At 42.4% G+C, this 12,128-nt stretch carries 12 protein-coding genes and 1 pseudogene; 3 read left to right on the forward strand and 10 right to left on the reverse strand.

The features are described from left to right. Together HYG89_RS13455 and HYG89_RS13460 are read right to left on the reverse strand one after the other, a co-directional pair. Positions 1–512, reverse strand: a pseudogene (locus HYG89_RS13455) (IS4-like element ISAba1 family transposase); the annotation flags it as partial. Positions 513–629: 117 nt separating this feature from the next. Beyond that, entirely contained in the window at positions 630–2,138 is a 1,509-nt protein-coding gene (locus HYG89_RS13460) for an EcsC family protein (RefSeq protein ID WP_178867914.1), read from the reverse strand. Between the two features lie 284 nt (positions 2,139–2,422). Here HYG89_RS13460 and HYG89_RS13465 point away from each other — a divergent pair, with 284 nt between their 5' ends. Both HYG89_RS13465 and hemJ read left to right on the forward strand, forming a co-directional pair. Then, entirely contained in the window at positions 2,423–3,652 is a 1,230-nt protein-coding gene (locus HYG89_RS13465; RefSeq protein ID WP_019837217.1) for a beta-ketoacyl synthase N-terminal-like domain-containing protein, read from the forward strand. 18 nt (positions 3,653–3,670) lie between these two features. Further along, positions 3,671–4,123 (forward strand): protoporphyrinogen oxidase HemJ, encoded by a 453-nt coding sequence (hemJ, locus tag HYG89_RS13470; RefSeq protein ID WP_004975266.1) that lies wholly within the window; start codon positions 3,671–3,673, stop codon positions 4,121–4,123. Positions 4,124–4,239: 116 nt separating this feature from the next. On the opposite strand, the gene HYG89_RS13475 is transcribed toward hemJ, so the two are convergent. Together HYG89_RS13475 and HYG89_RS13480 are read right to left on the reverse strand one after the other, a co-directional pair. After that, on the reverse strand, positions 4,240–4,587 hold the full coding sequence (locus HYG89_RS13475) for a hypothetical protein (protein ID WP_178867915.1): 348 nt from the start codon (positions 4,585–4,587) through the stop codon (positions 4,240–4,242). Between the two features lie 106 nt (positions 4,588–4,693). Then, positions 4,694–5,353: an HAD-IA family hydrolase gene (locus tag HYG89_RS13480; protein ID WP_019837216.1), complete on the reverse strand. Its 660-nt coding sequence runs from the start codon at positions 5,351–5,353 to the stop codon at positions 4,694–4,696. 88 nt (positions 5,354–5,441) lie between these two features. On the opposite strand from HYG89_RS13480, the gene HYG89_RS13485 reads away from it, so the two are divergent. Next, positions 5,442–6,209: a hydroxymethylpyrimidine/phosphomethylpyrimidine kinase gene (locus HYG89_RS13485; protein ID WP_178867916.1), complete on the forward strand. Its 768-nt coding sequence runs from the start codon at positions 5,442–5,444 to the stop codon at positions 6,207–6,209. Between the two features lie 41 nt (positions 6,210–6,250). On the opposite strand, the gene HYG89_RS13490 is transcribed toward HYG89_RS13485, so the two are convergent. From HYG89_RS13490 to HYG89_RS13515, 6 genes are all read right to left on the reverse strand, one after another. Beyond that, positions 6,251–6,739, reverse strand: coding sequence for a methylated-DNA--[protein]-cysteine S-methyltransferase (locus HYG89_RS13490; RefSeq protein ID WP_178867918.1), 489 nt, complete (start codon positions 6,737–6,739; stop codon positions 6,251–6,253). A 98-nt stretch (positions 6,740–6,837) separates the two neighbouring features. Further along, complete coding sequence (locus tag HYG89_RS13495; protein ID WP_178867920.1) at positions 6,838–7,155, reverse strand: multidrug efflux SMR transporter; 318 nt, start codon at positions 7,153–7,155, stop codon at positions 6,838–6,840. A 146-nt stretch (positions 7,156–7,301) separates the two neighbouring features. Beyond that, positions 7,302–8,363: a cation transporter gene (locus tag HYG89_RS13500; RefSeq protein WP_178867922.1), complete on the reverse strand. Its 1,062-nt coding sequence runs from the start codon at positions 8,361–8,363 to the stop codon at positions 7,302–7,304. A gap of 122 nt (positions 8,364–8,485) precedes the next feature. Next, the gene (locus HYG89_RS13505; protein WP_178867924.1) at positions 8,486–9,376 is read right to left on the reverse strand and encodes a copper resistance protein B; all 891 of its coding nucleotides are present in this window, start codon (positions 9,374–9,376) and stop codon (positions 8,486–8,488) included. Further along, positions 9,363–11,408, reverse strand: a complete 2,046-nt coding sequence (locus HYG89_RS13510; RefSeq protein ID WP_178867926.1) for a multicopper oxidase domain-containing protein — start codon at positions 11,406–11,408, stop codon at positions 9,363–9,365. Before HYG89_RS13510 ends, HYG89_RS13505 begins: the two co-directional genes overlap by 14 nt. A 45-nt stretch (positions 11,409–11,453) precedes the next feature. Beyond that, positions 11,454–11,975 (reverse strand): hypothetical protein, encoded by a 522-nt coding sequence (locus HYG89_RS13515; protein ID WP_004975247.1) that lies wholly within the window; start codon positions 11,973–11,975, stop codon positions 11,454–11,456. Positions 11,976–12,128: the final 153 nt, after the last annotated feature.

Below are 12,128 nucleotides of genomic sequence, written 5' to 3' on the forward strand. Positions count from 1 at the left end.
TCAATTAACCATGTAAACCACTGCTCACCGATAAACTCTCTGTCTGCGAACACATTCACAATACGGTCTTTACCAAAAATGGCTATAAAGCGTTGAATCAAAGCAATACGCTCTTTCGTATCTGAATTTCCACGTTTATTAAGCAATGTCCAAAGGATAGGTATCGCTATTCCACGATAAACGATTGCGAGCATCAGGATATTAATATTTCGTTTTCCCCATTTCCAATTGGTTCTATCTAAAGTCAGTTGCACTTGGTCGAATGAAAACATATTGAAAATCAACTGAGAAATTTGACGATAATCAAAATACTGACCTGCAAAGAAGCGCTGCATACGTCGATAAAATGATTGTGGTAAACACTTGATGGGCAAGGCTTTAGATGCAGAAGAAAGATTACATGTTTGCTTTAAAATAATCACAAGCATGATGAGCGCAAAGCACTTTAAATGTGACTTGTTCCATTTTAGAGATTTGTTTAAGATAAGATATAACTCATTGAGATGTGTCATAGTATTCGTCGTTAGAAAACAATTATTGTGACATTATTTCAATGAGTTATCTATTTTTGTCGTGTACAGAGCATAGGCAGTTAAAATACCAACCAAATTTCTACTTATCACTTGTTTTTATTCAGCTTTTGGCTTGCGAGTACTTGTACGAGTTCTCGGCTTTTTTGTAACCTGCTTTGCAGTTTCTTTGCTTGATGTTACTGGATTTTCCGAAACAGTTTCAGCCACTTGAGTTGAATCTTCCACTGGCTCCAAAGCATCTTCCAGCCTATATTCATCAATTTTTTCTGCAGGTACAGCAGGTTTTTGCGGTGCAACTTCAGCATGTGGCTCTAGCATTTGATCTGCCAATTCTTCTAGACCTTGCTGAATATTTTCATCGAGTTGTGCTGCAGTTGTTTCCACTTTGTCCGATTTTTTCTGCACTTTTACCGCTCGGATACTTTCATGGTCTGATACGGTTTGCACTAAAGCATCTGACGGCGCAGATTCCGCGCGCTCTTGCCCCGCTACTAATTCATCTTGCTCCGCATGTTTAGCTTCATTGCCCTTCAATTGCTCCAAGAGTTTAGGCGCAGCCTGTGCCAGCAATTCCAACGATTTTTCATACGCATGAATGGCTGATAAATTGCTGTCTTTATGCTGAATTAAATAGCTACGGGCATTGGAAAATACTTGCTGTGCCTTGTGATGCACATCTTCCACTAATTTCCAGCTATATACCGCACTCACCGATGCGGTTGCTACAGGCGTGAGTTTATTCAACATGGAAAACTTAGGTACATGATTCAACCACGGCCATTTGACTTGACCTTGCTCATTCAAGAAGTATTTCTTTAATACCTCATAATCATTGCTTGAACCGAGCATATTTTGTAATTGATGCACATCATGAGTTTGCAGCATATTAGATAAGGTTTTTAGCCCCATCAACACTGCTTGCTTTTCTGCAATGACGCCTAAATCAATTTGTTTAAAAATAAACTGAACAATTTCTTGCTCAGTGTCTTTATTCAGTTCAAAACCGTAGGCACGCCCAACCTGATAAATGGTACGTAAAGACATCACAATAGATGCAGGCACATCAATGGTTGAACCGATTACTCCTGTTGCACCTGTCAATGCGCCTTGCAGTGATGCAATCCATTTATTTTGTTCTGCAAGTGCCTGACTAATTCGTTTAGAACGATCTACATCTTGAGTCAATTCTTCTAAATCGCGTACGCCAGCCTGATCAAGCACATCATCAACAGAGCTGATATTGGAAGTAAAACTATTCAACTGATCAAATAGGTAATCTGAAATTTTGTCGGAAAAATCGGGCGACACAAAACTCGCCACCTGATTGACGCGGTTATAGTGACGACCTAAAAGCTGACGTGAAACTTGAGGCACATGCTGTCTGAGCATGTGTTGAGGATTGTCATATTGACGCGCTTGAAAAGCACTAAAGCTACGTGCCTGACCTTCAATAATTTGCCCTGATTTTGCACTGTGCTCATCCTTCGCTACAGTACCCGGTGCAACTTGCTGCAATACATGGATGCCTGTACTGCTGAGCTTTTTAGCCACCCCAATCGCATTCGAGAAGAATCCGCTTGATTGTTTATTCTTGGAATCTGACATTCTTACTCCTCATTTTTAATTTCTATGATTTATGGGTAGATACTAGGTGTAGTCTAAGTTTATCTCAATATGATTGTGTATCTTTTGGTTGGCTTCCTGCATCTCATTTGCCGCTTCACTGCGGTTTGATCTTCCCTGCAAAGTGGCATCATATTTGCCATAAGAATTCAAAATTCTTTCTGCTATTATGAACTCAATTGTAAGACATGAGTCATACCGTATCAGCGATTGCTTGGCAGTCACGGTGTTCGGCTCAACATTATCACCATAAAAGGGATCTGTAGATGAAACGTGTTGTAATCACCGGCATGGGCATTAACTCGTGCATTGGTAATACTTTAGAAGCTGTGACTCATTCTTTACAAAACGGTATTTCAGGAACACGTTCCAACCCAACTTATGCTGAACTTAATTTCAAAAGCCACGTAAGTGCAGCAGCAGAACAAAACTTTGACCACATTGACCGTAAATTAAAACGCTTTATGGGCGTGTGTGCGATGTACGCTTACAACGCTGCAGTAGATGCCATTGAACATGCGGGCTTAAAGCAAGAAGATTTAGCAGGCAACCCACGTTACGGTATCGCGGGTGGTTCAGGCGGTAACTCAACTGCATCTGTTGCAGAAATGATTGAGCTACTTGAAGAAAAAGGCGCACGTAAAATTGGCCCATTCTTCGTACCACGTAATATGTCGAACACGATTACGGCAAACTTGGGCGTTGCGTTCAAATTACAAGGTATTGCGCACTCAATTACCAGTGCATGCGCAACTTCTGCCGATGCAATTGGTTATGCCTACAACCTAATTCAATTGGGTAAACAAGATTTAATGCTTGCAGGTGGCGGTGAAGAAGATCACTGGTCACAAAGCTTATTGTTTGATGCGATGGGTGCTTTGTGTTCTAAATACAACGACACACCAGAAACAGCATCTCGTCCGTACTCTGCAGACCGTGATGGTTTCGTCATTGCAGGTGGTGGTGGTTTCGTGGTTCTTGAATCACTTGAACACGCACAAGCACGTGGTGCAAATATTTTAGCTGAAGTGGTTGCGTATGCTGCAAACTCTGACGGTGCAGACATGGTTGCACCAAGCGGTGAAGGTGCAACACGTTGTATCTTGATGGCTTTAGACGAAGCGAAACAACACGGTGTAGACGCAATTGACTATGTGAACACACATGGTACTTCTACTCCAGCAGGCGACGTGACTGAATTGAAAGCCATGGAACGTGCGTTTGGTGAAGGTAAAGTGCCTGCTCTTAGCTCAACGAAGTCAATGACTGGTCACAGCTTGGGTGCTGCAGGCGTTCAAGAAGCAATTTATTCTGTCTTGATGATGCAAAACGACTTCATTGCACCAAACATCAACGTCACTGAACTTGATGAAGGCGCGAAAGCATTTGATATCGTACTTGAAAAACGCGACACAAAATTGAATACTGTGATGAGTAACAGTTTTGGTTTTGGCGGTGTAAATGCCTGCCTTATTTTCAAGAAGTGGGATGAATAATCTCCTATAGGATAGTCGATGGATGCACCTTCTGATGCTTTTTTATGGGTAAAAGCATTACATATTATTGCCGTGGTTTGCTGGTTCGCTGCATTGTTCTACTTACCACGTTTATATGTTTACCATGCCATGAGTGAAGATACACTGAGCCATCAGCGTTTTGAAATCATGGAGCGCAAGTTGTACCGAGGGATTATGTGGCCGTCTATGATTGCCACCCTCATCACGGCACACTTTTTGGTAGATTGGGGCGATGCGACCCGCAATTACCACGATGCGTTATGGTTTTACCTGAAAGTAGCATTGGTCGGTTTATTGGTGATTTACCATTTGGTTTGTGGCTATTACCGCCAAAAACTGATTGGCAATGCGCATTATAAATCACACAAGTTCTGGCGATTCTTCAATGAAATGCCGACTGTGCTGCTATTAGCGATTGTAATTTTAGTCGTGGTAAAACCACAGTTCTAAAATTTGAAACGCCAAGTATCCTGACATCTCAACCTGATTCGGTTGTAAAAAAACCTCAGTGCAAAGAACTGAGGTTTTTTATGGGTGACAACTAAAAACAGCACTTATGCTTTAATTCAACGTATTTGTGAGTAAGGCTGAAAGCCCAATGCCGCTGCTTGTTTCTGCTGAGATTGAGGAATCGTGACAATAGCAATTTTTCCATCTGCACCACCACAGACCTGTGCATACATCCGCCCATCTGAACCTACACTGGCCCGCTTCACCTGAATCTGTGCTTGCTGTAAACGCTGAACAATTTCCGTAAGGGTTAAACCTGAATCTGGCTCACACTGTCGATGTTGCAATGATGTGTACATTTCGACCTGCGCAGTAGGTGTTATGGATGTAGCAGCATGATTGGCACATGCAGTCATCAGTATTGAAACCGCTACTACTGCAATAGATTGACTAAATATCTTCATCACATACCCTCTTTCAATATTAAAATTAAATATTCAAATTAAATATTGAAGCACGATCTTTGCAATAACACTGCGCTAGAAATGCAAACAGATGTAAGCATCTCGCTCATCCAGATAACTGTTCAAGCACCGACAAAATTTGCGCAAAACACTGAATTCTATGTTTTGGTGCAGCCAAGTCTAACTCCTGAGCCGAACCATAGCCGTATTCGACTGCAACACAATCGACTCCATTGGCTCGTGCACCTAAAATATCGTGTTCACGATCTCCAATCATTAAACATTGTTCAGGTTGCAATTGTTCTTGCTGCAAAATATAGGCAATTAAATCCGCTTTATTGGTACGCTCACCATTTAGTTCGCTACCGTAGGGATATTCAAAATATTGCAATAAATCGAAGTGATCTAAAATTTGGCGTGCATAAATTTCAGGTTTGGCTGTTGCTAAAAACAGTCGATAGCCTTGCTGTTTTAAATCTGCCAATGTTGCAGCAACATCTTCAAAGACATGATTTTCAAATAAGCCTGTTGCAGCAAAACGCTCTCGATAGCCTGCTAAGGCTTGCTCTGCCAATACGTCATGCACATCTACATGAAGTAATTTTGCCAAAGAGGCTTTTAAGGGCGGCCCGATAATCCAATCAATATTTTCCGTATCTGCAATAGGATGTCCAACCTTAGCCAAACCATAACGCGCAGAAGCGGTAATGCCCTCTTTCGGGTCGGTCAGCGTGCCATCTAAATCAATTAAAAGGTTCTTTATCACAATGTCAGCCTATGTGCCTAAATGACTATCGAGTGTTACTCCAAAGTTGCCTATACTAACGTAAATAGAAGCAATTAAGGATATGTGTGTGCGACCAACAGTACTATGTTTTTCTGGTTTAGACCCTTCGGGTGGCGCTGGTTTACAGGCTGATATTGAAGCCGTTGGCAATAGCGGTGCACATGCAGCGATTGCCTGCACAGCACTGACCATTCAAAACTCTCAGCAAGTATTTGGCTTTGAAGCAACGTCTAAAGAATTGTTATTGGCGCAAGCCAATGCGGTGGTGAATGATTTGCCCATTAAAGTTGTAAAGTCGGGCATGTTGGGCACCACTGACAATATTGCAGCACTGGCAGATTTTTTACGTGCACATCCTGATTATTTATATGTGCTTGACCCTGTTTTGGTTGCCAATAGTGGTGGTTCTTTAGGTGATCAAGCGACTTTGGTTCAGGCATTTGTCGAGTTGATTCCACTGGCGACTTTAATCACGCCAAATACTGTGGAATTACGTGCCTTAACGGGTGAAGATGATTTAGAACGCGCAACAGCTAAATTATTTGCAATGGGCGCGCAGGCCGTTTTGGTCAAAGGTGGGCATGAAGATACCCCTGATCATATTCGTAATGCACTGTATATTAACAATGAAATGGTTTCAGAAACCCGCTGTCCACGGCTTGAAGGTGAATATCACGGTTCAGGCTGTTCATTGGCAAGTTTTATTGCAGGGCGCTTGGCATTAGGCGATCAACTCAAACAATCGGTACAACATGCTGAAACTTGGCTGTTTGGTGTGCTTAAAAATGCGGAAACGCCTGTACCGAATGGACAGAAAATTCCGAAAAGGTTTTAATTCATTTAAATCGAATAGCGTCAATATCAAAAGAGTTGGCGCTATTGTTTGTTGTCTTGTTCTAGCTTTAACAAAATCGCTTTATTATCCAAGCCACCTGCAAAGCCCACCAACTTTCCACTTGCACCCACCACCCGATGACACGGCGCAATAATCGAAATTGGATTTTTGCCATTTGCGGCACCTACGGCGCGCATCGCATTCACACTACCAACTTGTTCGGCAATTTGCTTATAACTACGAGTTTCCCCAAAAGGAATGCTTAATAACGCCTGCCAGACTTTCTTCTGAAATTCAGTGCCTTCAAAATCAAGAGGCACATCAAATTGCTGACGCTGACCTGCAAAATACTCTTGGAGTTGCTGCTGAGTTTTGAGCAAAATTGGATGATCATCTTGTCGAACTAAACTGGCTAAACGTACCCGTTTATGATCTTCGTTATCCCACATTACCGCAACCAATGCGTGATCGTGAGCCACCAATTTAAGCACGCCTACAGGAGTGTCCATTTCTGTAAATGCCAGTTGCATTATTTTTTCTCCTCAAGCAGGTTGGGTATCAGCTCATCCTGTTTTTAACCCAAACCGATCTGTGATTGCGCTTACACACCAAACAACCACACTCCCAATTATGTGGATGAAATTTTCATCAGCACTAAACCTGAAATAATCAGAACAGCTGCCAACATACGCAAAGCACTAGCAGGTTCGCCTAACACAAAAACACCCACTAAAAATGAACCGACTGCACCAATACCCGTCCAAATCGTATAAGCTGTGCCCAATGGCAAAGTCCGCATGGCATAAGCCAACAGCACAAAACTTAAAATCATAAAGATTAGGGTGATGATACTGGGTGTCAGCTTGCTAAAACCATCGGACAGCTTCATCGAATATGCCCAGACGACTTCAAAAATACCCGCCAATATCAACATCATCCAGGCCATAACGCCCTCCTTCAATATCATGAAATCAGGCCGTCCTGAAGATTTTTGTTGTTGAGTATTCAGTCACTTTGACTCTTTCTAAAAACCCAAACAAGGGAGGTCGTTCCTCCTGTTGCAATTTATGCCATCGTGCAGCGATGACTCATCTATTTTAAACTTAAAATTTTGCGCGCACCATTCAACACAAACATGGCCACAATTAAGCCAATGATCAGGTCTGGATAATTCGAGCCTGTGAGCATCACCAAACCGCCCGCGATAATCACGCCTAAATTCACAATCACATCATTGGCGGAAAAAATATAACTGGCTTGCATATGAGTTCCACCATCTTTATGCCCTGAAATCAGCCATAAACAGGTAACGTTCGCCACCAATGCCACAGCGCCAATGACCATCATCAATATAGATTCAGGCTCACTGCCCAAGAAGAAACGGCGCAGGACATCAAAAATAACCAGTGCAGCCAAACCCAGTTGTACCCAACCAGACAAATGCGCAGCTTTGAGCTGTTTCTTGGCTGATTGTCCAACAACAAATAAAGCTAAACCATACACGGCGGCATCGGCAAACATATCTAAAGAATCAGCAATTAAACCTGTCGAAGATGCAATTAAACCCGCGATTAATTCCACCAAAAACATAGCAGCATTAATGCTAAGCAAGGCATACAGCACTTTTTGTTGTGCAGCGCTGTTAGATACAGGCAATTCGGTTTGTGTATTGGCTTCAGTCTGTTGTAACACAGCACCCAAACCCAATGCTTCTAATTTATGGGTGATTTCAGTGGCAGATTGATTATTGTGATAAACCTTTAAAAGTCGTGCAGGCAAATCAAAAGATAAGGCAGCAATATCATTATGGTCTGCCAAAGCAATCCGCACCATTTGTTCTTCAGCACCGCAATCCATTTTAGGAATATGGTACGCACTCACCCACGGACTCAAAAGTTCCGAATCCAAAATTGTTGCTTTATCTGTCTTGGCAGTCGTTGCAGATGTACAGCTATTTTGATCAGCACAGCTTTTTTCTGTATCGCAAGACGAACCACAGCCTGTATCGCCACATGACTTGGAGTGTGTAGGCGCAGTTGCACAAGGCTGGTTTACATTTTTTTGCGTATCACAACCACAGCCAGTATTGTTTAGATTTTGGTTTTCTAAGTTTTTATCTTGATTCGATTGAGGATCTTGAGTTGATGAAGACATACGCCACACCCAAAAATACAATAGGCTCAGTATAAACCAAGCCTATGTATTTAGGGACAATCTATTCTATTTAGAAGCAGCAACGATCCATTGACTTAATCATTGATAAATACCCCTAATCATTAAAACCTGAAACTCAAGCCTATCGCATATAAGCCGCTCTGCTCGGAATCGGTTGCAGACTGCCAAGCAGTGTGTTGATCACCTTTCGTATACTCATAACCTGCACTGATATACGGCATGATGTTCTTGCTGATTTCATAACGCATTTCCACACCCACAGCTGCGCGGTTGAGTCCTGTTTTTTTCGCATATTTGGCATCATCCTGCAGAATAACATCTACATCTAAATAAGGCTGTGCGATCAATTTCTGAGTCAATAACAGATCCCGTGTGGTTTCCAAACTCAAAGCCGCATATTGATCCTCACCCAAATAAAAATAAGCATCGGTTTCAAAAAAATATGGAGCTAAACCATGTAAGCCAAACACAGCGTCAAACTTATCTTCTCGGTCTGTTTGATGCTCTTGCTGATTCACTTCGTGTCGATAACGCACACCTGCTTGCACATCCCAAAAATCTGAAATCATACGACTGTATAACAACTTGGCATCATATTCAGTCGCTTGTGACTCTTGCTTATCGCTATGAATTTTCACAAACAACTTGTTTTCATCAGTTCCGATACGAGTTTGTAATTTAGATTTGAGCACTCCCTCGGCATGATCATTCACTTGCCATTGCGTATCTAAAGTGCTCACCGCGTACACCTGCGCACCATGTTCTTTACGATGATCGTGTGACTGCGACTCTTGCACGGACGAATCGGATTGATGCGATTGATGCGATTGATGCGATTGATGCGATTGAGTATCAGCCTGAGCTGCAATTGTTGCAATCTCTGCTGAACTGGCATGTGCACTATGCACCTCTGTCGCTGCTAGCCCAACTGTACTGATGCAGCAGACAGAAATACTTAAAACTGTTTTCGCAAAAAGATTAATGTTGTGCATGTGCTGCTCCTTTTTGCGCTGTCGCTGAAGGGGTTTGAGTGGCTTGAATTGCTGTGGTTGAAAGCGGTTCATTTTCACTCACCTGCGCTACAATCAATTTATTCATCATTCCCGCGCTCATGTGATAGAGCAAATGACAATGTATTGCCCATTCACCTAATTCATCTGCAGTAAGCAGTGCAGTTACAGTTTGACCTGGCGGCACAATTAAGGTGTGTTTATTCGGCATTTCTGCTGCCGTTTGACCATTTTCCAACTGCATAAACATGCCATGTAAATGCATTGGATGTGCCATCATGCTGTCATTGATAAATTTAATCCGAATACGCTCACCATATTTCACCTTGAGTGGTGTGGCATCACTAAATTTCTTACCGTTGATTGTCCAGATATAACGCTCCATCGTACCGCCTAAACGCACGACCAATTCACTGCTTGGTTCACGTGTATCTGCTTGTGGCTGCAGCGATTTCAAATCTTCATAGTGCAAGGCTTTATGCCCCGCGGGTGTAGAAGCATTTGCCCATCCATATACCACCGCATTTTTGTGTTCTGTTGAAGGCATGCCATATTGTGTATGCGTATTTTCAGACATTGTTGCATGGTTCATCTTGGAATGATCCATTTCCGACATTACCGCATGATTCATCTTGGAATGATCCATTTCTGACATCGCTACATGGTTCATCTTGGAATGATCCATTTCCGACATCGCTGCATGATTCATCTTGGAATGATCCATCTCCGACATTGCTGCATGGTTCATCTTGGAATGATCCATTTCCGACATCGCTGCATGGTTCATCTTGGAATGATCCATATCCGACATCGCTGCATGGTTCATTTTGGAATGATCCATTTCAGACATCGCTGCATGATTCATTTTTGAGTGATCCATTTCAGACATCGTTGCATGGTTCATCTTGGAATGATCATCGCCTGAATGCTCTGTAGCATGCCCCATATCTTGCATGGTGAGTAAAGCACGCGGGCGCGCTGCAGGGAGCTGTAGATTTGATGTTGCAGAATGAAGTTCACTCTGCAAGCTACCCACAGCAAAACCTGAGCGGTCTATTGATTCCGCTTCAATTTGATAATGCGCTGCTTGAGGTTCAACAATCACATCGTAGGTTTCTGCAGTGCCGATACGAAATTCATCCACAGTAACAGGTTTGACTGGCTGACCATCGGCACTGACCACTGTCATTTTTAAGTTTGGAATCCGCACATCATAAAACGACATGGCAGAGGCATTGATAAAACGTAAACGCACTTTTTCATTTGGCTTAAATACACCTGTCCAGTTCTGTTCAGGTGTCTTGCCATTCATTAAAAAAGTATAGCCTGTGACATCGGAAAGGTCGGTTTTCAGCATGCGCATCTGATTCCACATTTTGCGGTCTGACCATGTGGCTTTTAGCCCATCACGCTGTACTTGACACCAAACATCACCTAAGGTTTCACGCTGATTTTGATAAAACTCGGCTGAAATTTTTAAATCTTTCTGAATTTGATTGCTAGATTTTTCATGAAAATCTGACAGCATCACCACATAATCACGATCTGTGTATTCATGTGCGTTTACGGCTGGCTTGGCTTTAGGATGAATCACCAAAGAGCCGTATAGACCATCTTGTTCCTGACCTTTGGAATGTGCGTGATACCAATAGGTACCACTTTGACGTACTTTAAATTGATAAACAAAATGTCCTTGTGGCTTAATCCCTTGAAAACCATTAAATCCAGGCACACCATCCATCAAACCGGGCAACAATAAACCATGCCAGTGAATAGATGAGTCCTGATTTTTTAATTGATTATTAACGTGAATTACCGCCTCATCGCCTTCTTCAAATTCGAGTGCAGGCGCGGGAAATTGTCCATTGACTGTAATACGTTGAACAGGTTTTCCCGTGATATTGACCGTTTGTTCTGCAATGGTCAGGTGATATTCCTTGACCGCAGCAAATGCAGAACTCGAACACAATGCACAGACTGTTAAAAACAGCGCAGGCTGATAAAATTTAGACATGACTTAATCCTTAAAATAAAACGTAAAAGTGTTTTGAATTCAGGATTAAGCTTTGGGTGGACGTAAAATTTGCTGCCAATGCCCAAGTAAATGTTGAGCTTGATAAGCAGGCAACAGAATATTGACAGATGAAAGTGCTACAGGTTGAATCAGTTCAGGGACTTGCACATTCAACACACTGTTTAAGCTTTGACAATGCAACTGCGCACAGTCCTGACAATTCATCTTTGCAGTAGAAAAATCAGCCGAGCCATAACAATCTGCCGCATTTAAATCGGTATCCGTTGCGGATGTGTGCTGACTGAGATGATGGTTGGCCTTGGCATCATGCCCAGATATATGCTGCTTGGTTTCAGGATGCGTTTGTAAAGCTGTGGTATGACAATCTGGTAAAGATGTCATTTCACTCGCTGCGGTTGCAGAATGTCGAATCTCAGACCCTGCTGCCTGATTTGACATCATCCAATCATGTGCAGGTTTTACCGCAGCACTAACAATACCACTCCACCCTATGACAAATGCCATCAGGACAACAAACCACATTTGTTTGTAGGGTTGAGTCAGCACTAAATAAATTCCTGAGTATGAAAGATGCAGACCTGAACTTGCACAAGAATTGAACATTTTTGCCAAGTACAATCCACAATCTACAATGCACTCAATATAATTCAAGCCCCACTTATACACAATATCTTCTGCATTGAAAAACAGAGTGAATCC

Origin of the sequence: Acinetobacter sp. SwsAc5 (assembly GCF_013391485.1) — a bacterium.
GTDB classification, from domain to species: domain Bacteria; phylum Pseudomonadota; class Gammaproteobacteria; order Pseudomonadales; family Moraxellaceae; genus Acinetobacter; species Acinetobacter towneri.

What these genes read in the sequence shown, in the direction of transcription:
- HYG89_RS13460 (WP_178867914.1), bottom strand. Translation starts at nt 2,138, where the DNA reads ATGTCAGATTCCAAGAATAAACAATCAAGCGGATTCTTCTCGAATGCG.
- HYG89_RS13465 (WP_019837217.1), top strand. Translation starts at nt 2,423, where the DNA reads ATGAAACGTGTTGTAATCACCGGCATGGGCATTAACTCGTGCATTGGT.
- hemJ (WP_004975266.1), top strand. Translation starts at nt 3,671, where the DNA reads ATGGATGCACCTTCTGATGCTTTTTTATGGGTAAAAGCATTACATATT.
- HYG89_RS13475 (WP_178867915.1), bottom strand. Translation starts at nt 4,587, where the DNA reads ATGAAGATATTTAGTCAATCTATTGCAGTAGTAGCGGTTTCAATACTG.
- HYG89_RS13490 (WP_178867918.1), bottom strand. Translation starts at nt 6,739, where the DNA reads ATGCAACTGGCATTTACAGAAATGGACACTCCTGTAGGCGTGCTTAAA.
- HYG89_RS13495 (WP_178867920.1), bottom strand. Translation starts at nt 7,155, where the DNA reads ATGGCCTGGATGATGTTGATATTGGCGGGTATTTTTGAAGTCGTCTGG.
- HYG89_RS13500 (WP_178867922.1), bottom strand. Translation starts at nt 8,363, where the DNA reads ATGTCTTCATCAACTCAAGATCCTCAATCGAATCAAGATAAAAACTTA.
- HYG89_RS13505 (WP_178867924.1), bottom strand. Translation starts at nt 9,376, where the DNA reads ATGCACAACATTAATCTTTTTGCGAAAACAGTTTTAAGTATTTCTGTC.
- HYG89_RS13510 (WP_178867926.1), bottom strand. Translation starts at nt 11,408, where the DNA reads ATGTCTAAATTTTATCAGCCTGCGCTGTTTTTAACAGTCTGTGCATTG.